This is a genomic window from Rhizobium rosettiformans (assembly GCF_016806065.1).
Lineage (GTDB): Bacteria > Pseudomonadota > Alphaproteobacteria > Rhizobiales > Rhizobiaceae > Allorhizobium.
The window spans coordinates 872,251-896,468 of the sequence record NZ_CP032405.1 but is presented as its reverse complement, the minus strand read 5'-3'; the positions used below and the strand labels follow the sequence as shown (position 1 = coordinate 896,468).

Below are 24,218 nucleotides of genomic sequence, written 5' to 3'. Positions count from 1 at the left end.
TTTTTTCCCAAACACAACGATCGATGCCGTTTGACGGACAGCAATAATTTACGTTGACGTTCACGTCAATACTTCGCCGCCGCGACCTCTTGTCATCGTCCCCAATGGGTGACCTTGCGAACCGGTTGCGATGCCGGGGTTTTCGCGCCGTTTTCGGCCTCGTCCCTCTCCCGGGCTCTCGGGTCGCCGGCCGGTCTCTGGCCCCAGGGCCCGACTGTCGCGACATCCACGGTGGGCGCTGCGTGTTCGACGGCCTTGGGTGTCACGATCGCCCGATCGAAGAGCGGCACACCCGGACGTCGCAAAAAGAGCACCAGGATCGCCCCGGCGATGATGCCGCCGACATGGGCGCCCCAAGAGACATTGCTGTCGCGGTCAATGACCAGCATCACGAATTGCTGGCCGACCCAGAAGAGAAGCGGGATAAAGGCCGGGAGCGGTAGCGGAAAGCGCATGAAGACCAGCACCCAGACGCGCACCTTGGGATGCAGCATCAGATACGCAGCCACCACACCGGAGACGGCGCCTGACGCCCCGATCAGTGGGGCCTGGCTTGCTGGTACCACCAGCGCATGGAAAAAGGCACCGGCGGCCGCGCAGGCGAGATAGAAGAACAGAAACTTGAAGTGCCCCATCGCGTCCTCGACATTGTCGCCGAAGACCCAGAGGAACAGCATGTTGGAACCGAGATGCAGCCAGCTGCCATGCAGAAAGGAATAGGTGACGTAGGTCGCACCTTCCGGCACCAGCACGAAGCGCGGGTCGAGCTCGGCGATGTTGAAGGCAACAGCCGGTATGAAGCCCATGCCATAAACCCCGACCTCGTAGAGCGCATCGGGTGCCAGCGTCGCCAGCGCATGGGTCACGACATTGGCAAGGATCAGCCCCAGGGTCACATACTGCTTGCGGATGTGCTTCAGCGCGTTTCGGTCGTGCAGGGGAATGAACATCGCGCCTCGTCGGTTTCGCCGGTGATGGGTGGGTAGAAACTAGCGCAGCTTGGGGGATGGGGACAGGGGGCAGGTCGCAACGTATGCGGCCCCCACCTCCCCCCCAAGCGGGGGAGGACGGAAAATCGAAGGCTTAGGCGAGCGCAAGCCGCCTAAACTTCAGATTTTCCTGGAGGGGGGCACGGTTCAGTTGGCGCTCACCTCACCAAGCCCCTCTCTTGCGAAATCTGAGTTTTGGCCCTGTTCGGGCCAATTCCTCTCACAGCCTTCGCGCGGGGATCGATTTCTGGCCTTCGGCCACCGCTCCGAAGTCTCCCCCGCAAGGGGGGAGATGGAACGTGGCGCAAGATGCCATTGCCCCAGCCGCCCCTTCGGGGCACCTTCTCCCCGCTCGCGGGGAGAAGGCCAGGACGGCCGACGCTTGCGCCCCCCTCTCCCCGCCTGCGGGGAGAGGGTAGGGTGAGGGGCAAAGCCACGAACTCGGCCTTTTCCGAAAAAAAAGGGGGACGACTTTCGAAAATTCCCCAACAAAATCAACGTCACAACTTTTTTCATCCTCGCCCATTTCCACGCCCTTACCCTAGTCCCTGTCCCGCCCTCGGATACACCTGACGATGCGATGTCAGGCGAGGCGGGGCCGGCGCCGGGGGCGAGGGTTATCGCAGATCCAAATCCCCGGCCCGCTGCAACGGTCTCCCTCCGGACGTGGGGCTGGTAACGAAGGTGACGAGGTCGGATGCCTCCTCACCGGATACCCCGAACGGAAGGACGTGCCTCAGAGGCACACAGACAAGGCGCCCACGCCGTCGCGAACATCCAGACGGCGGGGCGGACAAAACGGCGGGGATGATGGTGAGGTCGCGAATGGCCGGACGATCATCCCCCGGGCGAGGGTCCCGGTCGGCATGGTGCACCATCCGGCGGGAACCTCCCGGGCCACCGGCCAGGCTCTGGCAGAACACTCTTCGGAGGACTCTGCCGCAGCCGGACCCGCGCCCGGTCATTCCTCGGTCCTCGGGTCAAGCCCGAGGATGACGAGGACCGTCGCCGCCTTGCCAGAGAGACGCATGCAGCGGGAATAGACGCCGAACGAGGCGCCGGAAGGAGCCACATAAAATTACTTAGACAGGTTGCTTCTGGCGCCTCGTCCGACCCCTCGGGTCAAGCCCGAGGACAAGCATGAGACTGACCCGGAGGGAGTTAATCCCGACCGGCGGCGAAGCTTGGGATTTTTGACAAGTCGGTTTTCCCTTCACACTGATGTGCCGGGCCTGCCCGGCCTCGAAGGGCGAAGCCACAGGTACATTAAGAGGGATGCTTCGAGGCCCGCGCTTCACGCGGGCACCTCAGCATGAGGGGCGAGGAATGCGCGACGCCCATCTCCCCCTTGGTGGGGGAGAAAGCGATTTCGATGAATTAGGCGAGCGCAAGCCGCCTAAACATCAGAAATCGCAAGTGAGGGGGTCCGTTCTCCATGCCCGCAGCACCGATCCCCTCACCAACAAAATCTGAGGTTTAGCCCTGATCGGGCTAAGCCCTCGATTTTGTAACCTCTCATACAAGGGGGAGAGGGGGATTCGCTGCCTACCTATTCTTCCCCGGCACCCATAGAATATCCGCCTTGCCGCCGTCATTGGCGTGGCGCGCCGCGACAAACAGAAAGTCAGACAGCCGGTTCACATATTTCAGCGCGGGTTCGCCGACTTCCTCGCCGTCGAAGCGGGAGAGTTCGACCATGATGCGTTCGGCCCGGCGCGAGGTGGTTCGGGCGAGATGCAGATAGGCGGCCGCCGGCGTGCCGCCGGGCAGGATGAAGGATTTGAGCGGGTCGAGATCGGCATTCAGCTGGTCGATCTCCTTCTCGATCCGGTCGACCTGCGCTTCGATGACGCGCAGCGGTTCGTAGGAGAGCACTTCCCCGGTTTCGGGGGCTGCCAGATCGGCGCCGAGGTCGAAGAGGTCGTTCTGGATGCGCATCAGCATGGCGTCGAGCTCCGGCATATCGGCCGTGTGCAGCCGGGCGATGCCGATCGCCGAATTGGTCTCGTCGATCGTGCCATAGGCATCGACGCGCAGGTCGTGTTTCAGGCGGCGCGGGCCGGTGACCAGTGCCGTGGTGCCGTCATCGCCGGTGCGGGTGTAGATCTTGTTGAGCTTGACCATGGTTCAGCGTCCCCCGCCCGTCAGCCAGAGTGTCAACATGATCAGCGCGATTGCGATTGCCTGCAGCACGATACGGGCCTGCATCAGCTTGTTGGATGTATTGCCGTCGCCGCCCTTCAGCATGTTGAAGAGGCCTCGCAAGAGGACGAGGGCGACGAGCCCCATGACGATGATGGCGAGGACATAGGTGAATGTGGACATAACGTGGGATGAGCCTTTGTTCGTCGCCGGTCAGTCCAGCGAGCGCATCAGTCGATAGAAGAGGTCGGCCGGCAGCCAGCGCTTGATCAGGGCCCCCTGTTTCGCCGGCTTGGTCACGAGATAATGTGGGCGGGCGCGGCGGGCGGTCAAGGCGTGGGTGAGGACTTTGTAGACCGCGTCAGGCCCCAGTTTGTGGCGGTTGACGGGCCCCGTGCCATCCAGTCGCGCCAGCTGCCGGCGGTAGTCGTCGGCATGCACGGAGTTTTCAAGATCGATCACCCGGCGGATGTGGTGGAGCGCATTGGCGGTGAAGCGGCTTTCAATCGGGCCGGGCTCGATCAGGCTCACCTGCACGCCGGAGCCTTCGAGCTCCATGCGAAGCGTCAGCGACAAACCTTCCAGCGCAAACTTCGAGGCCGTATAGGCGCCGCGCCAGCGATAGGGCACGATACCGAGGATCGAAGAGCATTGCACGATGCGGCCCTCTCCTTGCGCCCGCATCGCCGGGATCACCCGGCGGGTCAGATCGTGCCAACCGAAAAGATTCGTTTCGAACTGGTCCCTCAGCGCTTCCGTCGGCAGATCTTCCACGGCGCCCGCCTGGCCATAGGCGCCATTGTTGAAGAGGGCATCGAGCCGGCCGCCGGTGCGTTCGAAGACCGTGGCGACAAGGGCTTCGATGCTGGCTTGATCGGTGTAATCCATGAGCAGGGCCTCAATGCCCTTCGCCTCGAGCGCGCCCAAGTCTTCCCGCTTGCGCACCGTCGCAAAGACCCGCCAGCCGTCGCGCTTGAGGGCCTCGGCACAATAGGCGCCGATGCCGGAGGAACAACCGGTGACGATGATGCTCTTCACGGGGATAACCTCGTTATTGCTTTGCAAACGGCGATGGGTTTCCCATATTCGGCCCGAGCCTGCAATCGTGCCCCGCGTTCTTGAGGAGACTGGATGCCGACTTTCCTGCGTATGCTCTACAAGGTCGGCTTTGACGCGTTCTGGCATTTCACCGAGGACGACGGCTGGGCGATGGCGAGCCATGTCGCGCTGTCGGCAATTCTGGCGCTCTTCCCCTTCCTGATCTTCGGCACGGCGCTTGCGAGTTTCCTTGGCGCCGACCAGTTCGCCGAGACGGCGGTGCATCTGATTTTCGACACCTGGCCGGAGACCATTGCGAAGCCGCTGTCCGACCAGGTGGTGCAGGTGTTGACCATCCCGCGCGGTGGGCTTCTGACCATCTCGGTGCTGGCGGCCGCCTATTTTGCCTCAAACGGTGTTGAGGCGCTGCGCGTCTCGCTCAACCGCGCTTATCGCGTGGCAGAGACGCGCCCCTGGTATGTGACCCGACTGGTGAGCCTCGGTTTCGTGCTTGCCGCCGTCGTGGTGCTGGCGGCGATCAGCGCGCTCCTCGTCGCCGTGCCGGTGGCGCTCGCCTATGCAGAGAGACTCTTTCCTTTCCTCAAGGATTTTCTCGCGACCGTCGCCAACTGGCGTGTTTACGGAACCGTTCTGTTTCTCGTCCTGGCGCTTGTGGTTTTCCATCTCGGTCTGCCTGCCGGGCGGCGGAGACTCATCGACGTCTTGCCCGGCGTCCTCTTGACGCTGGCGCTCTGGCTGGTCGGTGCGCTTCTGTTTGCCTACTATCTCGCCTCTTTCGCGAATTACGCCGCAACCTATGCCGGTCTTGCTTCGATCATGATCGTGCTGGTCTTTCTCTACATGGTCGGTGCGATCTTCATCATCGGCGCAGAATTCAACGCGGCGCTGATGAAATTCCGGGTGGTGCCAGTGAAGACCCTGCCGGAAGGCGGGATCTCAAATCCCGACCATGGCGCGAATATCTGACGGCGTCTTGCCCTCTGCTCTAAGCGCCGACAGCGCCGTGTCGCCGAGGCTTTTGGAGAGCTTGCGGCCATCGGGGCCCAGGATCAGCCGGTGGTGGTGGTAGACGGGCGCGGGCAGACCGAGCAGGGTCTGCAGCAGGCGATGGATCGACGTGGCATGGAAGAGGTCTAGGCCCCGCACGACGTTGGTCACGCCCTGGGCTGCATCATCCACCGTGACGGCCAGATGGTAACTTGCCGGCGCATCGGAGCGCCAGAGCACCACATCGCCCCAGGCGGCAGGATCCGCCTCGATCTCCCCGGTCGGCCCGTCGCCGGTTTCCTGCCAGGTCAAAGGTCCCCCAAGCAGACGTTGTGCCTTGTCGATGTCGAGCCGCCAGGCGTAGCGTTCGACTGTCGCCAGCCTTTCGGCCCGCTCGGCATCTGAAAGGGCTCGCTCCTCTGTCGGATAGAGCGGCGCGCCGTCCGGGTCCCGTGGCCAGGGGCCGCCTTCGCGCTCGAAAGCCGAAACACGGGCTTTCACCTCGCCACGCGTGAGAAATGAGGGATATACCAGCCCCATGGCCTTCAACCGGTCGAGGGCTTCGCGGTAAAGCGGAAAGTGTTCCGACTGGCGGCGGACGGGTCGTTCGAAGGGGATTCCCAGCCACATGAGATCGTCGATGACCGCCTGTTCGAGGTCCGGCGTGCAGCGCGTCAGGTCGATATCCTCGATCCGCAACAGCAGGCGCCCACCCATTTTATCGGCCATGTCGGCGTTCAACAGGACAGACAGCGCGTGGCCGAGATGCAGCCTGCCGTTGGGGCTCGGTGCGAAACGAAAGACGGGGGCATCCTGTCCGGTGGTTTGACGATCGCGTTCGGTCATGCTTTTCCTTCGCATGAGAGTGGAATGAGGAAAAGGGGACGGGTTTGACGACGATCCGATGCGAGGCCGATCTCGCTGCGGGGCTTTCCCTTTTGCTGGCACGCGATCCCCGGCTCTGTCCCATCGCAGACGCCTGCGGTCCGCTGCCGCTTCGCCTGTCGCCGCCGGGATTTGCGGGGCTCGCCTCGATCATCGTTTCGCAGATGGTGTCGCGCGCCAGTGCCGACGCGATCTGGCGGCGGATGACAGCGGTTTTGGGAAACAGGCCGCTTGCGGAGGATTATCTGGCGCTTGGCCCTGAACTGATCGGCACCTTCGGCCTGTCGCGCGGCAAGGCGCAGGCACTCGAAGAGGCCGCCAAGGCCGATCTCGGCGGACCCTTCCGGCTCGACGAGCTGGCAGAAATGCCGGCGGAGACCGCGATGGCAGCGCTGACCGGTCTCAAGGGCATCGGCCCCTGGACGGCCGAGGTCTATCTGATGTTCTGCGGCGGCCATCCGGACATCTTCCCGGTCGGCGACGTGGCACTCAGGATCTCGGTGGGCGATGTTTTTTTCGCCGGAGAACGGCCAGCTCCCGAACTTGTGGCGGAGTTGGCCGAAGCCTGGGCGCCTGTCCGATCGGTCGCTGCACGGCTATTCTGGGCGCATTATGCCCTGATCACCGGCCGCACCGCTTTGCCCCGGTGAAGGGCGCGCCGAGAGGTCGCAATGCGTCTCAAAGATTCAGGCTTCACAATGCTGTAACAACGGACCTAATATAGAGGGGCAGATGCCGAATCGATCAGGAGTACCCCTTGACGATTGCAGTTTCTCCCCAGGCCCTGCCGGCGCTCGTCCTGAATGCCGACTACCGGCCACTGAGTTATTATCCCTTGTCGCTCTGGTCCTGGCAGGACGCGATCAAGGCGGTCTTCCTCGACCGTGTGAACATCATCGCCGAGTATGAACACTCCGTCTGCTCGCCGAGTTTCTCGATGCGACTGCCAAGCGTGGTCAGCCTCAAGACCTATGTTCAGCCGACCCGGAACCCGGCCTTTACCCGCTTCAATGTCTTCCTGCGCGACAAGTTCGAATGCCAGTATTGCGGTTCGCCCGAAGACCTGACCTTCGACCATGTCATCCCGCGCGCTCATGGCGGCGAGACGACCTGGGAGAATGTCGTTGCGGCCTGCTCACCGTGCAATCTGCGCAAGGGATCGAAGCTCCCCAAGCAGGCCGGCATGCATCCGCATCAGTCACCCTACCGGCCGACGGTGCAGGACCTGCACAACAATGGCCGGCTCTTCCCGCCGAACTACCTACACGAAAGCTGGATGGACTATCTCTACTGGGATACTGAATTGCAGCCTTGAAGTAAGGCGGCAGGCGGCTGGAGGCGGCACAGATTGCGCCGCCTCGGATGCGAGTCAGATAGCGGGCTTGCGGAAGACGCCCCAGAGCGCGAGAGCTGCAAGGGCGGCACTCGTCAGAACATTCCAGCCGGCGAAGGACAGGCCGAGCACGCGAAGCGTCGCCTCCGTGCAGGAGGGAGCCTTCGTGGCGTTCAACGCTTCCAGCACGTTGACCGGCGTATCGCCACCGGTGGCGCCGATCGCGCAGGTCGACGGGCCTTCCCAGAACTTCCACTCGACGCCGGAATGATAGATGCCCATGCCGACGCTGATCAGCATGGTGATGGCGATGGCGATCAGCAGTACCTTCGTGAAGACTGGCGGGAGGCGCAAGACGGCAGAGAGGACGGCCAGAATACCGATACCGATGCCGATATAGTAGGGATTGCGCTGCATCAGGCAGAGCGCACAGGGGATATAGCCGCCAATATGCTCGAAGCCGAGGGCGGAGCCCACAACGAGCGCCATGCCGAAGGTAAGCAAGGCGGCGAGCGCGCCATCGGACTTCAGGGGTGTCAGGATCGAATTCATCTGCAGCACTCTCACAGGGCGAATTTCACGAGGTAGAAGCCGCCGATCAGCAGCAGCATGAAAAGGGTAAAAAGAAGACCGAGATATTTCTCGATGAAGAGGCGAATGGGTTCGCCATAGAGCTTCAGCAGGAAGGCGACGAGGAAGAAACGGAATGCACGGCCAATGATGCTGACAATGGTGAAGACGAGGAAATTCAGCCCCGTTGCCCCGGAGAAGATCGTCAGGACCTTGTAGGGGAAAGGTGTGATCGCGGCAAACAGCACACCCCAGCCACCCCAGGTGTTGTACCAGCCCGCCACCTGTTCGAAGGCGTCCTCTTTGCCGTAGAAGGCGAGGATGGGGCGTCCGATCGCCTCGAACAGGAACATGCCGATGGCATAACCGAGGAATGCACCGAGGACGGACGCGAGCGTGCAGAGGAGTGCCAGCCTGAACCAGTGGTCCCGGCGCCTGATGACCATGGGAATGAGCAGAACATCCGGCGGAATCGGAAAGAAGGAGCTTTCGACGAAGGACACGCCAGCAAGGGCCCGATCGGCGTGGCGCGTGCCGGCGAGCGACATCGTCCAATCATACATTCGACGCAGCATTGAGACTTCCGTGGGTAGATGGTTCACGGCGTTCTAGGGTGCGCATGGCCGCCTGTAAATGGTGCCGCCACGCCGTCGGACGCAAGCAGTGAACGATTGCGTGAAGTGATGCTCGAAAAAGGCGTTGACCGAAACACCCCGGCTCGTATAGTCCGGCGCTGTCCATCCGACGCTCATGTGCCCCATTGGCGGAACTGGTAGACGCGCTCGACTCAAAATCGAGTTCCGAAAGGAGTGCTGGTTCGATTCCGGCATGGGGCACCACATTCTCAAAAAGGCAGAAGGCATGAGCAACACCGGGAAGAAGATCCGTATGGCGCAACCTGTCCAGCAGGTGGTGGTGGATGCCGGCCTGTTGCCGAAGGCGCCGGCGCAGCCCGTTGCCGCCAAGGGCAAAGGCAAGCCGCAGGCGGCTGCATCCCTGACCGCGTCGCCTGCCGCTCCTGTTGATGGCAAGCAGAAGATCAACATCGTGGCACCGGTTGCGCCGCAGGTTGCGGCCATGCGCCAGAAGCTTCGGCAGCAGTCTGTCCAGACGCAGATCGCCCGTATCGATGCAGCTATCGAGGCCGGTACCGTGTCGGCTGCCGATGCAAAGACGCTGGTTCTGACGCTTGCGATGAAGCGGCTCGGCGCGAAGGAGGCGGCAGAGAAGTGGTATCGCAGCCAGAAGCTCGAGGCTTTTGCCGGGCGCACGCCGGCGCAGATGGTACGTGCCGGCGAGCTCAAGGCGCTGGTTGCCTTGATGCGCGCAGAGGGCGCCCAAGCCAAGGGCTGATCTTTCAAGGCAGTTCGCGCGCATGGAGGGGCGTTGCTCTGCCTTTGGAGAGCTGATGTCATCGCCTCTTGCCGGTTCCTCGCCTATTGCCCAGCCTGTCGCCTTCTCCCGTTTGCCGGTCGTTCACGCTAATGTGTGCCGCTTGTTGTGCACTTGCGAGATGAATGTTAGCACTGACAACATGACGATCGGGACACTCAGCCATGCTGCTTGAGCCGCGCGAGACCTTCGAGGCCCTGCGCCGCGACTTCCGCTGGAAAATTCCCAACGATTTTAACATCGGGCGCGTGGTCGCCGACGATTGGGCGGCGAGGCACCCCGAGCGCGTGTGCCTTCAGCACTTCTCGCCCGATGGCCGGCATCTTTCGATGACCTATGGCGAACTCTCGTCGCAGTCCTCGGCACTGGCCGAGGCCTTGACCGAGCTTGGCGTCATCAGGGGTGACCGTGTGGCGCTTCTCATGCCGCAATGCTTTGAAACGGTCATTGCGCATGTCGCGATCTACAAGATGGGTGCGATTACGCTGCCGCTTGCACTGCTCTTTGGCGAAGAGGCGCTGGAATACCGGCTCAGGGATGCCGGCGCCCGCGTGATCGTCACCAACAGCTTCGGCCTTCAGCGGCTGAAGGCCATCAAGGCGCGCCTGCCCGCGCTGCAGACGGTGATTTCGGTCGATGGCTCCGGTCCCAATGTCATCGGTTTCCGTTCGATGATCGAGGGCCGGTCCGGCCTGTTCGACATTGTCGACACCGGACCCGATACGCCGGCACTAATGATCTACACCTCGGGCACGACGGGGCCGCCCAAGGGTGCGCTGCACGGACATCGCGTCCTGGCCGGTCACATCCCCGGCTTCCAGCTGGCGCATGACTATCTGCCGCAGCCTGACGACAAGATCTGGACACCCTCCGACTGGGCCTGGGCCGGTGGTCTGCTCAATGCGCTTCTGCCGGCGCTGATGCTCGGGGTGCCGGTCGTTTCCTCGCCGGCGCAGAAATTCGATCCGCATATGGCCTTCCGGATCATGGCCGAGATGAAGGTGCGCAATGCCTTCATCCCGCCGACGGCGCTCCGGCTCCTGAAGGCGGTCGACAAGCCCCGCGAGGCCTATGATCTCGTGCTACGCAGCATCGGGTCGGCCGGCGAATCGCTAGGGCGGGAAACCTATGAATGGGTGAAGGCGGCCCTCGGCATCGTGCCCAACGAGTTCTATGGCCAGACGGAGTGCAATTTCGTCTTGTCTTCGGCGGCGCATCTCGGTGTTTCCAAGGGCGGCTTCATCGGCAAGGCCGTGCCGGGGCATGAGGTGGCGATCATCGATGCCGAGGGGCGGGAATTGCCGGCCGGCCAAACCGGGCAGGTGGCGATCAAGCGACCGGATCCGGTGATGTTCCTCGGCTACTGGAACAATCCCAAGGCGACCGAGGATAAGTTCATCGGCGACTGGATGAAGACGGGCGATCTCGGACGGCAGGACGAAGAGGGCTATGTGCAGTTTTTCGGCCGCGACGATGATGTGATCACCTCGTCTGGCTATCGAATCGGACCGGCGGAAATCGAGGACTGCCTGATCGGGCATCCGGCCGTCCGGCTCGCAGCCGTCATCGGCAAGCCGGATGCTCTGAGGACCGAGATCGTCAAGGCCTTCGTCGTGCTGCAGGACGGATACACGGCGCAGGCGGTATTGTCGGCGGAGATCCGCGACTGGGTGAAGAACCGGTTGTCGATGCACGAATATCCGCGCGAGGTGGAATTCGTCACCGAGCTTCCGCTGACGACCAGCGGCAAGGTGATCCGTCGGCTGTTGCGGGATCAGGAGATCGCCAAGGCCAGCTGACGGGGCAAGGATCGCTTGCTGCGGTCGCGGTGATCAGCCGCCGAAGCGGCGATTGAGTACCTTGTCGCGCAGGATGCGGGCGATGTTGCGCGTGTTGCGGTACATGTGCAGCTGTGCACCGACCTGGCGGACGTCACGATCGACATTGGGTTTCAGGCCGATCACCAGGGTGCCCATGGCCTCGCGCTCCGTCCAGAAGCGGCTCATGATCGGGTGATCGGGGGCCGCACAGCTGTCGGTGCGCTCGATGTTGGCATCGTCGAGATGCCATTCGGTGAGATCCGCCATCAACAGCTTGCCGGGCGAGAACCTTGCATAGCGCTCGTCATAGGCGGTCTTCCAGGTATAGGCCTCGCCGGCCATGATGAAGACGACCATGGAGGCGATCGCCCTACCATCGAGGTCGAGCGTGTGGATACGCACGGCATCGGCCTCGGCAAGATTGGTGATGGCCTCGCGGGCGAAGGCCGCGCGCAGTCGGTCGTTGACCATGGCTGAGCGCTTGCGTCCCTTCCAGCCGCTGGCTTCCAGCGCCAGAAACTCTTCCATGCGCAGACGGATCTCTTCCGGCTGGCGGGCGACACTGTAGCTCAACGTTCCCTGTGCTGAGAGCAGCTTCGCCTGGCGGCGCATTTCGCGCAGGTGGCTCTTGCTGAGCGTCGACTGCAGATAGGCGGGGCCATCCACATAGCTCTGCAGCATGGGCCGTTGATATTCGTTGGTGACGGTCAGGGGCAGGTCGCGGGCCAGCGCCACGGCACGGGCGAGCTGGGTGAAGCGTCCTTCAAGGCGCAGATCCGGAATGACGAGCACATTGGGAAGGCGCATGTCCGGCGTCACAAGGGCATCGAACATGTTGTCGATCGTCTCCGCCGCCCCTTCGGCGTCGACCAGAGGCGTGCCGAGCGGCCCGAAGGGATTGGCCCAGACGCGAATGATGGATGGGCCGACGGAGAAGCCGGGCTTTTCGATCGAGAAGGGAAAGAGGAGACGCAGGCGCGAGCGGCGATCGTCCTCGTCACGGATGACGGCAAAACGCACCTGACGCTCCTCGAGCCGCGGCATGGCCGGGGCGAGGAAGCGCGGAGCGAAGAAGACATTGGCTTCCATGACCCGGTAGGTCAGGTAGTCGAGTTCGTCCTGGAGCTCGTAGCCCATCTGGCTCGGATAGATGCTCAGCCGGCGGCCGGCGCGGCCGGTCGCGACCTCCGTTTCCGCCACGGGCTTCACGCGGGCACCGGCAAGGCTGCCGACCAGGCGGTTGGCGCCGCTGTTCATGCTCTCGTTGTAGATGCTGTCGGTCATGGGCGGACGGCCTCCGTGCGGGGCGTCAGGGCATGCGGATCGGCAAAGGCGAAGACTACGATGCCGAGTGCGCGGCGGACCGCGATGTGCAGGAGCACGGCTTCGACGGCCATGGCCGTGGCGGTCGCGGTTGCCGCGCCGGCCAGGCCCCAGGCGGGGATCAGTGTGATGTTGAGGCCGATATTGCAGGCGAGAGCCACCGCATAGACCGCGACGCAGAGCTGCTGGCGCCCGGCCATGGTCAGGAGCATTTCGGCCGGACCGACCAAGGCCTTCGCCATATTGCCGGCAAAGAGGATCACCATCAGCAGGTATCCGGCGGTAAAGGCGGAGCCGAAGAGACCGAGCAACATCTCGCCAAGCATCAGGACGACGATGCCGACGGCCAGTGAGGGCCAGAAGCTCCAGCGCGCAGCCGTGCCTGCAAAGCCGCTCAGTCCGCGGCGGTCACCTTCGGCCATCAGGCTGGAGAAACGCGGCGTCGCGCCGGCTTTCACGGCGAAGAAGACGAATTGCATGAGCGCCATTGTCTTGGCGGCGGCGAAGTAGACGGCGACCTGGTCCGGCGGCAGGTAAAGGCCGACGACGATGACATCGGAATTGGTTAGGAGAAAGCCGAAGCCTTCGATGAAGAAGATCGGCAGGGCGACCTTGAACCAGCCGGCAAAATCGATCTTGCGATCGCCACGCGCGTAGCGGTTCAACAGGCGGCGGTCGACGAGCAGGAACTGGCCGAGGGTCGTGAGATAGGTTGCGACAAGGGCGGCCTGCATGGCGGTGACCGCGGTTGCGGGCGCACCGCCGCTGACGGCTAGAAGCATGATGGCCAGGATCAGGGTCGGACGGACGATATAGGTGGGGCTCAAGCCGAGCACGGCCCAGCGATTGGCCCGGGCGGTGCCGTCGAGCACGTCGCCAAGTGCGATCATCGGCAGGGCGAAGACGGCGAGAAAGAGGGGGACGAGGTAATAGTGCTCGATGCTGTTGCCGAAGAGATGCAGGGCCGCGATGCCTGATAGGGCCAGGATACTTGCGCTCGTCATGGCAAAGAGGCGTGCCGTGGAGGTCAAGCCGCGGATCTCTGCATCGGCCTTGTCCTGGACGTATTGCGGCAGGAAGCGAATGACGGCGGTGTGGAAGCCGAGGCAGGAGAAATTGCCGGCGAGAACGACGAGAACCCAGACGAAGACGAAAATGCCGTATTCGAACTCGCCCATCAGGCGGGCCTGAATGATCTGCGAGATGAAAGCGATGGCGGCACTGACGATGCGGATGGCAAAGGCGATCGCGGCCATGCGCTGGGCGCGGGCCGTATCGTCTTCGGCACGCAGCGCGCGCACGAGACGCGGGCCCGCGGGCAACCATTTTTCCGCTGCTTCCAGAACAGTCATCGGTAGGGACGCAATACTTCTCGCTGGGTCGGAATAGAGTGATCAGTGATGACAGATCAGGGTTAACGAAGTGTGGGCAGCCGCCTATCCGGCCGGTCGGTGTTCCCCGGATTGAGGGCGGGTCGCACGCCGTTGAAGAGGAAAAGCGCCAGGGGCGAGCGCCGGATCAGCCGGTGGATGCCATAGGACAAGGCGAAGGTTGCGAGGCAGATCAGGAGGAACTCCACGACCGGCGGCCACTGCATCAGGATGAAGAGCGCCGCAAGCGCGTAGATGATGGGATGGTGCAGCAGGTAGATACTGAAGGAGGCATCGACGATGCGGTCGATGCGAGGATCCGGTCGGTTCGAGAAGCGTTCGGCGATGCCGATGAGAATGAGGCTCAGGAGGATTGCAGCCACGCCGTCGAACGCGTTGTAGGCGATGCCCGAAGTGCCGGCTTCTGCCCCGCGCAGTGCTGCGGCAAGGATCGCGGCGGTGATGCCGAATGCCGGAAGGCCGTAGCCCTTCGTCCAGACGAGGGCCTGGCGGATATCCGGCGATGGCCTGAGGACGGCGCCGATCAGGAAGAAGGGCAGGTAGCGTAGATAGGGATCGATGCCGTGGGCGAGGAGATAGGGAAGGGCACCCGGTCGCGCCAGCATGTCCTGATGCGAGAGGTGGATCATCATCTCCCATGCTGCCGTCGCGAGGACCAGAGACAGTAGCGCCAGCCTTGGGCGCGCCCGGCAGATCGCCTCGGTGCGGTCGATGACGTGATCCAATCGTGCAAAACGGCGTCCGGCCATGAGCAGCACCAAGAGCCCGCTATAGGCGAGGAGCGCCGGCAGGAACCAGAGATGCATGATCCAGTTGGCGCCGGGATGGACGAGATCCCGGCCTACCTGATCGAGCGCCACGGTCATAGAGCTTCTGCCGAGAAGCGCGCTTTCGAGGTCGATCACGGCAATCTGGATCGGGGCGAGCAGGACCAGCCCGGTAAGGAAGGGGATGCCGAGGCGGATGATCCGGCCGCGAAGCCAGGATGCGGGCTTGCGTCTCTCCAGCATCATGGCCGCGAAGTATCCGGCCACGATGAAGAAGGCGGGCATGCGGAAGGTGACGAGCACGCCGCTCAGGAAGGTCAGGATCTCGCTCTTTTCGGGCGATTGAATGTCCCAGAGGACGCGGGCGTTGTAGGCCATGGCGGCGTGGTAGGGGATGCCGAGGAGCATCAGGAAGGCGCGCAGCCAATCCCACTGGTGCTCCCGCGCTGTCACAGCCGACATCAAGCCCTCCAAAGGAAAAGGGGAACCGGGCCGTTTGGCGCGGTTCCCCTTTTTTCAGAGGCTAAGAGCGAAAGGTTGAGAAAGCCTCAAGCCGTCACGGTCACGCTTCGAGCGCGCCGTGGCAGTGTTTGTACTTCTTGCCGGAGCCGCAGGGGCAGGGCTCGTTGCGGCCGACCGTGCCCCAGCTCTTCGGATCCTGGGGATCGCGATCGCCGGCAGGAACGGCCGACCCTTCGCCGACATCGTCCTCGCCGGTGGTGGCGTCGATGTGGTGGGCCTGCATCGGCGGCGGGGTCGGCGCCGGCGGCGGATCGCGGACCAGCTCGACGCGCGACATCTGCATTGTCACGGCATCGCGCAGGTTGGCAAGCAGGGCCTGGAAGAGCTCGAAGGCTTCGGCCTTGTACTCCTGCAGCGGGTCGCGCTGGGCGTAGCCGCGGAAGCCGACGACCGAGCGCAGGTGGTCGAGATTGACGATGTGCTCGCGCCACAGGTTGTCGATGGTCTGCAGCACGACGGAGCGTTCGACATAGGTCATCAGCTCGGCGCCGAAGCGCTCTGCCTTGTCGGCATAGGCCTTGTCGGCGGCTTCCATGATGCGGTTGTAGATGTCGTCCTCGGCAATGCCTTCCTCGGCGGCCCAGGCATCGATCGGCAGGTCAAGGTTGAGGGTGGTCGCGACCTTCTGCTTGAGGCCGGCGACATCCCACTGTTCGGCATAGGCGTTCGGCGGGACGTGAATGGCAACCATGGTCTCAATGACTTCATGGCGCATGTCGGTGACAGTCGTGGAGACATCGGTCGCGTCCATCAGCTCGATGCGCTGCTCGAAGATCACCTTGCGCTGGTCGTTGATGACGTCGTCATATTTCAGAAGGTTCTTGCGGATGTCGAAGTTGCGGGCTTCGACCTTCTTCTGCGCGCGTTCGAGCGCTTTGTTGATCCAGGGATGGACGATCGCTTCACCATCCTTCAGGCCGAGCTTCTGCAGCATGCTGTCCATGCGGTCGGAGCCGAAGATGCGCATCAGGTCGTCCTGGAGCGACAGGTAGAACTTCGAGCGGCCCGGGTCGCCCTGGCGGCCGGAACGGCCGCGCAGCTGGTTGTCGATACGGCGGCTTTCATGGCGCTCGGTGGCGATGACGTAGAGGCCGCCGGCTTCCAACGCCTTCTGCTTGAGGGCGGCGATTTCTGCCTTGATGGCTTCGGCCCTGGCGTCGCGCTCCGCACCCGGCTCCATGTCGGCCAGTTCGTGGTCGAGGCGCATGTCGAGGTTGCCGCCGAGCTGGATGTCGGTACCGCGGCCGGCCATGTTGGTGGCGATCGTGACGGCACCGGGGACGCCGGCCTGCGAGACGATATAGGCTTCCTGCTCGTGATAGCGGGCGTTCAGAACCTTGAAGTCCTTGAAACCGGACTGGCTCAGCATGTTGGCGAGCAGTTCGGACTTTTCGATCGAGGTGGTGCCGACGAGAACCGGCTGGTTGCGCTCGTTCGCGGCCTTGATCTCTTCAATGATTGCCTTGAACTTTTCCTCGACGGTCCGGTAGACCTCGTCATCCTCGTCGATACGCTTGATCGGCAGGTTGGTCGGGACTTCCAAGACGTCGAGACCGTAGATGTTGGAGAACTCTTCCGCTTCCGTTGCTGCCGTACCGGTCATGCCGGCGAGCTTCTTGTACATGCGGAAATAGTTCTGGAAGGTGATCGAGGCGAGCGTCTGGTTCTCGGGCTGGATCTGCACCTTTTCCTTGGCTTCGAGCGCCTGGTGCTGGCCTTCCGAGTAACGGCGGCCCGGCATCATGCGGCCGGTGAACTCATCGATGATGACGATTTCGCCGTTGCGGACGATGTAGTCCTTGTCGCGCTGGAAGAGCTTGTGGGCCTTCAGCGCGTTGTTGATGTGGTGAACGATCGCGACGTTTTCGACGTCGTAGAGGCTCTCGCCCTTCAGGAGACCTGCTTCACGCAGCAGGTTTTCGAGCTTTTCGGTGCCGACTTCCGAGAAGTTGGCCGCGCGCTGCTTCTCGTCGATCTCGTAGTCTTCCTCCGACAGCATCGGGATGAAGGCGTCGATCGTGTTGTAAAGGTCCGAGCGGTCGTCGAGCGGGCCGGAAATGATCAGAGGCGTGCGGGCTTCGTCGACGAGGATCGAGTCCACTTCGTCGACGATCGCGAAGTTGTGGCCGCGCTGCACCATCTGGCCGCGCTCATACTTCATGTTGTCGCGCAGATAGTCGAAGCCGAGCTCGTTATTCGTCGCATAGGTGATGTCGCAGGCATAGGCCGCACGGCGCTCGTCGTCGGACATGCCGTGGACGATGACGCCTGTGGTCATGCCGAGGAAGCTGTACATCTTCGCCATGGTGGCTGCGTCACGGCGAGCGAGGTAGTCGTTGACGGTCACGACATGCACGCCCTTGCCGGCGAGTGCGTTCAGATAGACGGCGAGCGTCGCAACCAGCGTCTTGCCTTCGCCGGTCTTCATTTCGGCAATGGAATTGTCGTTGAGGATCATGCCGCCGATCAGCTGAACGTCGAAGGGACGCATGCCGAGTGCACGGCGGGCACCTTCGCGGGCGACGGCAAAGGCGGGTACCAGGATATCGTCCAGTGTCTTGCCGGCGGCCAGTTCTGCCCGGAACTCGCCGGTCTTGGCGGCGAGCTGTTCGTCGGTCAGCGCCTTAACCTTCTCCTCGAGGGCTGCGATCTGAGCTACTCGAGGGTTATAGGATTTCACGCGGCGCTCGTTCGACGAGCCAAAGATTTTGCGCGCAAGTCCACCAAGACTGACCATATCGATGGTCCTTTCTGACCTTCGTCATATCGTTGACGTACCCTTCAGACCACCATTAGCGTGGACGAATAGGCACAAGGCGTCCTGAAACTACTCTGGACGCGAGGTTGCGTGACAGATAAGAGGGGGGTCGAATGATGTCAACGGCGCAGGCTGGTACCAAATCCCCTCGGTCGCCGGGCATCTGACAATATTTTGCCCGATTCGAACGGTCTTGAAACGGTTCACCATCCGAAAGGTCTTTCATGCTTCGCCTCAATAAAATCGTGCTTGCCGCCTGCGTTTCCCTCTCGGCCCTCACCGGTGCGGCTTTCGCTCAGGACGCCACTGTCGTCGCAAAGGTCGGCGATCTCGAGATCACCCAGTCCGAACTCGACCTGGCGGTCGCCAACCTCGATCCGCAGCTGTCGCAGCTTCCCGACGAGCAGAAGAAGGTCGCAGCCCTTTCCGGCGCCATCGACGTCAAGCTGCTCGCGGCAAACGCGACGGCGGAAGGTCTGCAGGACGATCCGGAATACAAGCGCCGCATGGCCTTTATCGCCGAGCGCGAACTGCACAACGCTTTCTTCAAGAAGAACGTCGTTGATGCCGTGACCGAAGACGAAGTGAAGGCGCGCTACGACCAGGAGGTTGCAGCGCTTCCGAAGCAGGAAGAAGTGCGCGCCCGCCACATCCTGGTGAAGACCGAGGAAGAGGCGAAGCAGATCATCACCGATCTCGATGCCGGCAAGGACTTCATCGAAATCGCCAAGGAAAAGTCGACCGACCCGAACAAAACGGAAGGTGGCGACCTCGGCTATTTCACGAAGGGCCGCATGGTCCCCGAGTTTGAAGAGGTGGCTTTCGCGCTCGAAAAGGGCACCTACACGAAGACCCCGGTTCAGACCCAGTTCGGCTTCCACGTTATCCTTGTCGAAGACAAGCGTGATGCTCCGCCGCCGGCCTTCGAAGCCGTCGAGCAGCAGGTTCGCCAGCTCGTGATGCGCGACAAGTATCTCGAGCTGATCGAAAAGGCGAAGACCGAGCAGACGATCGAGATCGTCGACGAAGCCCTGCGCAAGGGCTACGAAGAAGCCAACAAGGCAGAGCAGCAGTAAGCTCTTCCCCAATCGTTGTTTGTTCCAAGGCCCGCAGTTTGCGGGCCTTCCATTACGGGCCGCGCCATGTCTTCCAGCATTTCTCCCCTCGCTCCGAAAACCTATGCCGAAATGCCCCAGATCCGCGGTGTGCGGATGGCGACCGCGGCTGCGGGCATCAAGTACAAGAACCGCACCGATGTGCTGTTGGTGGCCTTTGATGAGCCGGCTTCGGTGGCGGGTGTCTTCACCAAGTCGAAGTGCCCATCGGCCCCGGTCGATTTCTGCCGGCAGAATCTGGCGCATGGCGTGGCGCGCGGCGTCGTCGTCAATTCGGGTAATGCCAATGCCTTTACCGGCGTGAAGGGGAGGGCCGCGACCGAGCTTACGGCGAAATCGGCAGCGGCGGCGCTGGGCTGCGGGGAGAACGAGATCTATCTCGCCTCGACGGGTGTCATCGGCGAACCGCTGGATGCGACCAAGTTCTCCGGCGTGCTCGACCAGATGGCGAAAGATGCAACCGGTGACTTCTGGTTCGAGGCAGCCAAGGCTATCATGACCACGGATACCTATCCGAAGGTCGCGACGCGCAGCGCTGTGATCGATGGCGTGACCGTCACCATCAACGGCATTGCCAAGGGTGCCGGCATGATCGCGCCTGACATGGCGACCATGCTCTCCTTCGTGGTCACGGATGCGGATATCGCGCCCGTAGCCCTTCAGGGGCTTCTGTCTGAAGGCGTCGAGCCGAGCTTCAATTCCATCACCGTGGACAGCGATACATCGACCTCGGATACGCTGATGCTGTTCGCGACCGGTGCCGCATCGGCCGATGGCCAGGCGAAGATCGAGGGGGCAGATGATGCCCGTCTCTGCGACTTCCGGGCGGCGCTGAACGATCTGCTCAAGGATCTGGCGCTGCAGGTCGTGCGCGACGGTGAAGGTGCGCGCAAGATGGTGGAGATCACCGTCAAGGGTGCCGAAAACGATCTCGCAGCGAAGAAGATCGCGATGTCGATCGCCAATTCGCCGCTGGTGAAGACTGCCGTTGCCGGCGAAGATGCCAATTGGGGCCGTATCGTCATGGCTGTCGGCAAGTCCGGCGAGATGGCCGATCGCGATCGGCTGGCAATCTGGTTCGGCGATGTGCGCGTAGCCGTGAATGGCGAGCGCGATCCGGCCTATTCGGAAGAGGCGACCACCGCCGTGATGGAGCGCGAGGATATCCCCGTGACCGTCGACATCGGTCTCGGGTCGGGCACGGCGACGGTCTGGACCTGTGATCTGACAAAGGAATATGTCGCCATCAATGGCGATTATCGGAGCTGATGCCCGAATGCATGCAATGGTAAGTGATCCCAATCTGCCGCTCGTTCGGCGCCTCGAAGCGGTCGGTTTCAGGGCCTGGCCGGCAAGCAGCGTGGTGTACGACGGAAGCTGGCAGGTGCGTCTGACCGGGGGACATCCCGGCAAGCGGTTGAATTGCGTCGTGCCGCTCGATCCCTCCGATAGCCGCGACATCGCGCTGCGGATCGAAAAGGCGGGCAAGCGTTTCGAGGCGCATGGGCGACCGCTTCTGGTGCGGCAGACCCCTCTTTCGCCGAAGCCTCTGATCGACTTTCTGGCCTCTAATGGCTGGGAATGCTTCGAGGAGGTCGTCACCATGACGGCCGATCTCGGGCGCATGACTTTTCCCGATACGCTGGACCATCTGCCGACCCAGGATGTCGGTCGTTATGTCGATGCCGATATCGTGGTGCATGGCAGCGATCCGGGTTTGAAGGCGGCGCTGGCGGAGATCCTCGGAAACATCAAGCCGGCGTCTGGCCTCTTCGTCATCGAGGCCTCCGTCAAGGGGCCGCTGGCAGCAGCTCTCTGCGTGCAGGACAATGATCTTGCAGGCATCATGTCGCTCGCTGTCCGTCCCGATCACCGTCGACAGGGGCTCGGCATCGAGATCCTGAGTTCGGCGCTGCGCTGGGCCCGGATGCGCGGCGCCCGCACCGCCTGGTTGCAGGTGGTTGCCGACAACACGGAAGCGATGGCGCTCTACACGAAGATGGGCTTCGAGGAGGCCTATCGCTATGCCTATTGGCGGAAGGCTTCCGCATGAGCGATGTGAAGAAGCCCATCCTGCTGGTCGCGGCCTGTGCACTCGTCGATACCGACAATCGCATCCTGCTTGCCCAGCGTCCCGAGGGAAAGTCTCTGGCGGGCCTCTGGGAATTTCCAGGCGGCAAGGTCGAGGCCGGGGAAACGCCGGAGGAGACCCTGGTGCGAGAACTCGAGGAAGAGCTCGGGATCAAGACCAAGGTGGCCTGCCTTGCACCGCTCACCTTTGCGAGCCACACCTACGAGACGTTTCACCTGTTGATGCCGCTCTATATCTGCCGCCGCTACGAGGGCATTCCGCAGGGGCGGGAAGGGCAGGCGATCAAGTGGGTCAAGGCCAAGGCGCTTCGTGAGTATCCGATGCCGCCGGCGGACGAGCCGCTCATTCCGGTTCTCCAGGATCTTCTCTGAGAAACGTCTGATTTAAGCCACGTCGTTAATCAAAAGTTTATAACCCTGACCGCAATATACGCTCTGTTCATGCGTCGGATACGTGTGTGGAGCGTAATATGGTAAACGAGGATTTCTGGAAGGCCGCACGGTCCCGAGAGCGGTCTTCGGTCAAAACGGGCAGGACCGGGATCTTGAATATCGCCTTGCTGTTCGGCACGGCTGCGATCGCCCTTTCGCTCGTCTTGACGCCCATGCTCGCCTCCAAGACCGACCGCAAGACGCTGGCTTTCCAGCCTGACGAATTCGACATGATCACTACGGGGTCGATCCCGAGGGACGAGAGCGGCAAACGGTATACGATCCGCCGCAGCGTGCTTCAGAAGACACCCGGTTCCGTCTGCATCATCGACGGCTACGGCCCCGGCCCGGGCTGCTAATTCCCATTGGCCGGGGCGGGGGCAACCATCTCGGATCCAGACTGTCAGGAGCGAGAATGCGTCTTTTACGCCAGTTGATGTCTGACCTTCGTGGCGCGACCGCCGTCGAATACGGTCTGATCGCCGCGATTATCAGCGTCGCGCTGCTTTCCGGTTACAGCGCGTTCACGGGCTCGCTGCTCAGCACGTTCAACACTGTGGAAACCCACATCACCGAAGCCAATAACTGACAATTGCGGTCAGGGCTGGTCGGGGCGTCGCACTGGATCAAGTGCGTCGGCGAGGCGCATCTTTGCAGAACCGGGCTTCAGCGGTTTCTGCTGGCTCTCATGCGGGGCCCATCCCGACAGGAAGACGATCGAGAAGGTGGCGCGGATGCGGCCATCCGGATCAGCGAAGCGTTCGGCATAGAGTTCCGCTGCCCGGAGGAAAAACCTGCGGGAGACGGGGCGACGGCTGCGTCCCAGCAGTGGATTTGCCATGCCCATGGCCTTGAGATCCCGCATCAGCGCGAAGATGTGATCATAGCGGACGGTGAAGCTTTCCTCGTCGACGACGGGAAGGGCAAACCCCGCGCGCTGCAAGAGCGAGCCAATGTCCCTGATGTCGGCGAAGGGGATGACGCGGGGGCTTGCACCTCTATAGATCTCCGTTTCGGCTGCCAGTAGAACCTCGCGCAATTCGGAAAGCGTTCCTGAACCAGGGATGGCAGCAAGCAGCAGGCCGTCGGGTTTCAGCGCACGGCGCATCTGGATCAGCATGCCGGGCGTGTCATTGGTCAGATGCAGCGAGAGCGGCGAGAGAATGAGGTTTACCGATTGCGGTTCGAGTGGCACGCTTTCGTAACCGGAGACGGCGACCGGGTTTTCGGCATCACCGAAATTCGCATCGGTTTCGATCCGCCGCAGCGTACCGATCTTGCCGGTCGCGAGCGCAGCCCTGGCGGTGAGCCCGGTTCCGCCGAAGAGTTCTACGGCATCGTCGAAGCTGCGCTGGACGATGGCCAAGCGGTCGGCGAGTTCGCGGGCGGTCAGCTCCAGCAGGAAATCGCTGCCGGCTGCGTTGCGGGCCAGCGCACGCGCACGGTTGCGGGCGATCAGGGCTTCGTCGAAAAGCGCGTTCATGGCGGGAATCCTGGATTGCTGCCTTATTCCGGCATTGGCCGAACGCCCGAGCGGGCGTAAAGTCGATGCATGTGGGCTCATTTAGTGCAGAAAAGCGCATCCGTCAGCCGGCATCATGCCGGATCGGCACTGCGCGGGCTGTTTCATCTCATCTATCCACCGGCCTGTGCCCATTGCCATGTCCGTGTGGCCAGCCATCATGCGCTCTGTGCCGCGTGCTGGGGCGACATGCGGCTGATCGACAAGCCCTATTGTCCGGTTCTCGGCCTGCCCTTTGCTCATGATCCAGGCGAGGGGATGGTTTCGCCGCAGGCGATCGCCCAACCGCCCGTCTTCGATCGCCTGCGTTCGGTCGCGCTGCACGAGGGGGTGGCGCGGCATCTGGTTCATGATCTCAAGTATCGTGACCGGGTGGATCTGGCGCCGATGATGGCCGGCTGGATGCTGCGGGCGGCCTCGGTGGAAATTGGCGCCTGCGATGCCATCGTCTGCGTGCCACTGCACCGGATGCGGATATTTCGGCGCATGTTCAACCAATCGGCGGAACTGGCGCGGCATGTGGCGTGGCAATCGGGCAAACCGTTTCTCGCGGACGTGCTTGTGCGGCGCAAGCGCACGCAACAACAGGTCGGCCTGACGGCGAACCAGCGTTCGCTCAACGTGCGTGGTGCCTTCGAGGTGCCGGAAGCACGACAGGATCTCGTCTTCGGCAAGCGTCTGGTGCTGGTTGACGATGTCTATACGACGGGGGCGACGGTCAGTGCGGCGACGACTGCCCTGAAAAAGGCAGGCGCTCAGGATGTCACTGTTTTGACCTTTGCAAGGGCACTCGCCGGGCCTATATGAGGGGACCAAACCCCTGTCTACCCGACGCTTTTCGGCGGAGAACTTCATGGCTGACGTCACGATCTACACACGGCAATTCTGCGGCTACTGTGCCAGCGCCAAGGCGCTGCTCGACAAGAAGGGCGTCGGCTATGTCGAGCATGACGCGACAGGCAAGCCGGATCTGCGTGAGGAAATGATCGCCAAGTCCGGCCGCAATACCTTTCCGCAGATCTTCATCGGCAGCCAGCATGTCGGCGGCTGCGACGATCTGCATGCGCTCGACCGGGCCGGCAAGCTCGACCCACTTCTCGCAAAGTAAGGACTGATTGGT

General features: G+C 62.5%; 25 protein-coding genes and 1 tRNA gene. 14 read left to right on the top strand and 12 right to left on the bottom strand.

Features of this window, described 5'->3' with window-relative positions; genetic code table 11:
- Positions 1-92: 92 nt before the first annotated feature.
- From D4A92_RS04285 to D4A92_RS04270, 4 genes are all read right to left on the bottom strand, one after another.
- The gene (locus tag D4A92_RS04285) at positions 93-950 is read right to left on the bottom strand and encodes a rhomboid family intramembrane serine protease (RefSeq protein WP_203018335.1); all 858 of its coding nucleotides are present in this window, start codon (positions 948-950) and stop codon (positions 93-95) included.
- Positions 951-2,534: 1,584 nt separating this feature from the next.
- Positions 2,535-3,113 (bottom strand): cob(I)yrinic acid a,c-diamide adenosyltransferase, encoded by a 579-nt coding sequence (locus tag D4A92_RS04280; protein WP_203018334.1) that lies wholly within the window; start codon positions 3,111-3,113, stop codon positions 2,535-2,537.
- A 3-nt stretch (positions 3,114-3,116) separates the two neighbouring features.
- Complete coding sequence (locus D4A92_RS04275) at positions 3,117-3,314, bottom strand: twin transmembrane helix small protein (protein ID WP_006728764.1); 198 nt, start codon at positions 3,312-3,314, stop codon at positions 3,117-3,119.
- A 30-nt stretch (positions 3,315-3,344) separates the two neighbouring features.
- Positions 3,345-4,169, bottom strand: coding sequence for an SDR family oxidoreductase (locus D4A92_RS04270; RefSeq protein ID WP_203018333.1), 825 nt, complete (start codon positions 4,167-4,169; stop codon positions 3,345-3,347).
- Positions 4,170-4,262: 93 nt separating this feature from the next.
- On the opposite strand from D4A92_RS04270, the gene D4A92_RS04265 reads away from it, so the two are divergent.
- Positions 4,263-5,156 carry a YihY/virulence factor BrkB family protein gene (locus D4A92_RS04265; protein WP_203018332.1) on the top strand — a complete coding sequence of 298 codons (894 nt, stop codon included), beginning with the start codon at positions 4,263-4,265 and terminating at the stop codon, positions 5,154-5,156.
- Here D4A92_RS04265 and gluQRS read toward each other — a convergent pair.
- Positions 5,127-6,023: a tRNA glutamyl-Q(34) synthetase GluQRS gene (gene gluQRS / locus D4A92_RS04260; protein ID WP_203018331.1), complete on the bottom strand. Its 897-nt coding sequence runs from the start codon at positions 6,021-6,023 to the stop codon at positions 5,127-5,129. The genes D4A92_RS04265 and gluQRS overlap by 30 nt on opposite strands.
- A 44-nt stretch (positions 6,024-6,067) precedes the next feature.
- Between gluQRS and D4A92_RS04255 the strand changes: the two genes are divergently transcribed.
- Both D4A92_RS04255 and D4A92_RS04250 read left to right on the top strand, forming a co-directional pair.
- Entirely contained in the window at positions 6,068-6,712 is a 645-nt protein-coding gene (locus D4A92_RS04255; protein ID WP_203018330.1) for a DNA-3-methyladenine glycosylase family protein, read from the top strand.
- Positions 6,713-6,819: 107 nt separating this feature from the next.
- Entirely contained in the window at positions 6,820-7,377 is a 558-nt protein-coding gene (locus D4A92_RS04250; RefSeq protein ID WP_203018328.1) for an HNH endonuclease, read from the top strand.
- 54 nt (positions 7,378-7,431) lie between these two features.
- Here D4A92_RS04250 and D4A92_RS04245 read toward each other — a convergent pair whose 3' ends face one another.
- Together D4A92_RS04245 and D4A92_RS04240 are read right to left on the bottom strand one after the other, a co-directional pair.
- Positions 7,432-7,947, bottom strand: coding sequence for a disulfide bond formation protein B (locus tag D4A92_RS04245; protein ID WP_203018326.1), 516 nt, complete (start codon positions 7,945-7,947; stop codon positions 7,432-7,434).
- Positions 7,948-7,958: 11 nt separating this feature from the next.
- On the bottom strand, positions 7,959-8,540 hold the full coding sequence (locus D4A92_RS04240; RefSeq protein ID WP_040300934.1) for a YqaA family protein: 582 nt from the start codon (positions 8,538-8,540) through the stop codon (positions 7,959-7,961).
- 179 nt (positions 8,541-8,719) lie between these two features.
- Here D4A92_RS04240 and D4A92_RS04235 point away from each other — a divergent pair.
- The 3 genes from D4A92_RS04235 to D4A92_RS04225 all read left to right on the top strand — a co-directional run bounded on the left by D4A92_RS04235 (position 8,720) and on the right by D4A92_RS04225 (position 11,156).
- Positions 8,720-8,804: transfer RNA gene (locus D4A92_RS04235), tRNA-Leu, on the top strand.
- 22 nt (positions 8,805-8,826) lie between these two features.
- Positions 8,827-9,318 (top strand): hypothetical protein, encoded by a 492-nt coding sequence (locus D4A92_RS04230; RefSeq protein WP_203018324.1) that lies wholly within the window; start codon positions 8,827-8,829, stop codon positions 9,316-9,318.
- Positions 9,319-9,521: 203 nt separating this feature from the next.
- Positions 9,522-11,156 (top strand): AMP-binding protein, encoded by a 1,635-nt coding sequence (locus D4A92_RS04225; protein ID WP_203018322.1) that lies wholly within the window; start codon positions 9,522-9,524, stop codon positions 11,154-11,156.
- Positions 11,157-11,189: 33 nt separating this feature from the next.
- On the opposite strand, the gene D4A92_RS04220 is transcribed toward D4A92_RS04225, so the two are convergent.
- The 4 genes from D4A92_RS04220 to secA all read right to left on the bottom strand — a co-directional run bounded on the left by D4A92_RS04220 (position 11,190) and on the right by secA (position 17,917).
- A complete protein-coding gene (locus tag D4A92_RS04220) occupies positions 11,190-12,461 on the bottom strand; it encodes a GNAT family N-acetyltransferase (protein WP_203018320.1) in 1,272 nt (423 codons plus the stop codon).
- The gene (locus D4A92_RS04215) at positions 12,458-13,852 is read right to left on the bottom strand and encodes a lipopolysaccharide biosynthesis protein (protein WP_203018319.1); all 1,395 of its coding nucleotides are present in this window, start codon (positions 13,850-13,852) and stop codon (positions 12,458-12,460) included. The genes D4A92_RS04220 and D4A92_RS04215 overlap by 4 nt, the downstream gene beginning before the upstream one ends.
- Before the next feature lie 62 nt (positions 13,853-13,914).
- The gene (locus tag D4A92_RS04210) at positions 13,915-15,120 is read right to left on the bottom strand and encodes an acyltransferase family protein (RefSeq protein ID WP_203018318.1); all 1,206 of its coding nucleotides are present in this window, start codon (positions 15,118-15,120) and stop codon (positions 13,915-13,917) included.
- A gap of 100 nt (positions 15,121-15,220) precedes the next feature.
- Complete coding sequence (gene secA, locus D4A92_RS04205; protein WP_203018317.1) at positions 15,221-17,917, bottom strand: preprotein translocase subunit SecA; 2,697 nt, start codon at positions 17,915-17,917, stop codon at positions 15,221-15,223.
- A 245-nt stretch (positions 17,918-18,162) separates the two neighbouring features.
- Here secA and D4A92_RS04200 point away from each other — a divergent pair, with 245 nt between their 5' ends.
- The 6 genes from D4A92_RS04200 (at position 18,163) to D4A92_RS04175 (ending at position 22,165) form a co-directional block, all read left to right on the top strand.
- Entirely contained in the window at positions 18,163-19,014 is an 852-nt protein-coding gene (locus D4A92_RS04200) for a peptidylprolyl isomerase (protein WP_006728750.1), read from the top strand.
- Positions 19,015-19,080: 66 nt separating this feature from the next.
- Positions 19,081-20,322, top strand: a complete 1,242-nt coding sequence (gene argJ / locus D4A92_RS04195; protein WP_203018316.1) for a bifunctional glutamate N-acetyltransferase/amino-acid acetyltransferase ArgJ — start codon at positions 19,081-19,083, stop codon at positions 20,320-20,322.
- Positions 20,303-21,106: a GNAT family N-acetyltransferase gene (locus D4A92_RS04190; protein WP_203018315.1), complete on the top strand. Its 804-nt coding sequence runs from the start codon at positions 20,303-20,305 to the stop codon at positions 21,104-21,106. The genes argJ and D4A92_RS04190 overlap by 20 nt, the downstream gene beginning before the upstream one ends.
- A complete protein-coding gene (gene mutT, locus D4A92_RS04185) occupies positions 21,103-21,516 on the top strand; it encodes an 8-oxo-dGTP diphosphatase MutT (RefSeq protein WP_006728747.1) in 414 nt (137 codons plus the stop codon). The genes D4A92_RS04190 and mutT overlap by 4 nt, the downstream gene beginning before the upstream one ends.
- A 98-nt stretch (positions 21,517-21,614) precedes the next feature.
- On the top strand, positions 21,615-21,935 hold the full coding sequence (locus D4A92_RS04180; protein ID WP_203018314.1) for a hypothetical protein: 321 nt from the start codon (positions 21,615-21,617) through the stop codon (positions 21,933-21,935).
- 56 nt (positions 21,936-21,991) lie between these two features.
- The gene (locus D4A92_RS04175) at positions 21,992-22,165 is read left to right on the top strand and encodes a Flp family type IVb pilin (protein WP_203018313.1); all 174 of its coding nucleotides are present in this window, start codon (positions 21,992-21,994) and stop codon (positions 22,163-22,165) included.
- Between the two features lie 9 nt (positions 22,166-22,174).
- Here the strand turns inward: D4A92_RS04175 and D4A92_RS04170 are convergent, their stop codons facing one another.
- The gene (locus tag D4A92_RS04170; RefSeq protein WP_203018311.1) at positions 22,175-23,059 is read right to left on the bottom strand and encodes a methyltransferase domain-containing protein; all 885 of its coding nucleotides are present in this window, start codon (positions 23,057-23,059) and stop codon (positions 22,175-22,177) included.
- A gap of 69 nt (positions 23,060-23,128) precedes the next feature.
- Between D4A92_RS04170 and D4A92_RS04165 the strand changes: the two genes are divergently transcribed.
- Positions 23,129-23,905, top strand: a complete 777-nt coding sequence (locus tag D4A92_RS04165) for a ComF family protein (protein ID WP_203018309.1) — start codon at positions 23,129-23,131, stop codon at positions 23,903-23,905.
- 46 nt (positions 23,906-23,951) lie between these two features.
- The gene (grxC, locus tag D4A92_RS04160) at positions 23,952-24,206 is read left to right on the top strand and encodes a glutaredoxin 3 (RefSeq protein ID WP_203018307.1); all 255 of its coding nucleotides are present in this window, start codon (positions 23,952-23,954) and stop codon (positions 24,204-24,206) included.
- Positions 24,207-24,218: the final 12 nt, after the last annotated feature.

Coding starts and splice junctions, on each gene's coding strand:
- D4A92_RS04285 (WP_203018335.1), bottom strand. CDS start 950: ATGTTCATTCCCCTGCACGACCGAAACGCGCTGAAGCACATCCGCAAG.
- D4A92_RS04280 (WP_203018334.1), bottom strand. CDS start 3,113: ATGGTCAAGCTCAACAAGATCTACACCCGCACCGGCGATGACGGCACC.
- D4A92_RS04275 (WP_006728764.1), bottom strand. CDS start 3,314: ATGTCCACATTCACCTATGTCCTCGCCATCATCGTCATGGGGCTCGTC.
- D4A92_RS04265 (WP_203018332.1), top strand. CDS start 4,263: ATGCCGACTTTCCTGCGTATGCTCTACAAGGTCGGCTTTGACGCGTTC.
- gluQRS (WP_203018331.1), bottom strand. CDS start 6,023: ATGACCGAACGCGATCGTCAAACCACCGGACAGGATGCCCCCGTCTTT.
- D4A92_RS04245 (WP_203018326.1), bottom strand. CDS start 7,947: ATGAATTCGATCCTGACACCCCTGAAGTCCGATGGCGCGCTCGCCGCC.
- D4A92_RS04240 (WP_040300934.1), bottom strand. CDS start 8,540: ATGCTGCGTCGAATGTATGATTGGACGATGTCGCTCGCCGGCACGCGC.
- D4A92_RS04230 (WP_203018324.1), top strand. CDS start 8,827: ATGAGCAACACCGGGAAGAAGATCCGTATGGCGCAACCTGTCCAGCAG.
- D4A92_RS04225 (WP_203018322.1), top strand. CDS start 9,522: ATGCTGCTTGAGCCGCGCGAGACCTTCGAGGCCCTGCGCCGCGACTTC.
- D4A92_RS04220 (WP_203018320.1), bottom strand. CDS start 12,461: ATGACCGACAGCATCTACAACGAGAGCATGAACAGCGGCGCCAACCGC.
- D4A92_RS04215 (WP_203018319.1), bottom strand. CDS start 13,852: ATGACTGTTCTGGAAGCAGCGGAAAAATGGTTGCCCGCGGGCCCGCGT.
- D4A92_RS04210 (WP_203018318.1), bottom strand. CDS start 15,120: ATGTCGGCTGTGACAGCGCGGGAGCACCAGTGGGATTGGCTGCGCGCC.
- secA (WP_203018317.1), bottom strand. CDS start 17,917: ATGGTCAGTCTTGGTGGACTTGCGCGCAAAATCTTTGGCTCGTCGAAC.
- D4A92_RS04200 (WP_006728750.1), top strand. CDS start 18,163: ATGCTTCGCCTCAATAAAATCGTGCTTGCCGCCTGCGTTTCCCTCTCG.
- argJ (WP_203018316.1), top strand. CDS start 19,081: ATGTCTTCCAGCATTTCTCCCCTCGCTCCGAAAACCTATGCCGAAATG.
- D4A92_RS04190 (WP_203018315.1), top strand. CDS start 20,303: ATGGCGATTATCGGAGCTGATGCCCGAATGCATGCAATGGTAAGTGAT.
- mutT (WP_006728747.1), top strand. CDS start 21,103: ATGAGCGATGTGAAGAAGCCCATCCTGCTGGTCGCGGCCTGTGCACTC.
- D4A92_RS04180 (WP_203018314.1), top strand. CDS start 21,615: ATGGTAAACGAGGATTTCTGGAAGGCCGCACGGTCCCGAGAGCGGTCT.
- D4A92_RS04175 (WP_203018313.1), top strand. CDS start 21,992: ATGCGTCTTTTACGCCAGTTGATGTCTGACCTTCGTGGCGCGACCGCC.
- D4A92_RS04170 (WP_203018311.1), bottom strand. CDS start 23,059: ATGAACGCGCTTTTCGACGAAGCCCTGATCGCCCGCAACCGTGCGCGT.
- D4A92_RS04165 (WP_203018309.1), top strand. CDS start 23,129: ATGTGGGCTCATTTAGTGCAGAAAAGCGCATCCGTCAGCCGGCATCAT.
- grxC (WP_203018307.1), top strand. CDS start 23,952: ATGGCTGACGTCACGATCTACACACGGCAATTCTGCGGCTACTGTGCC.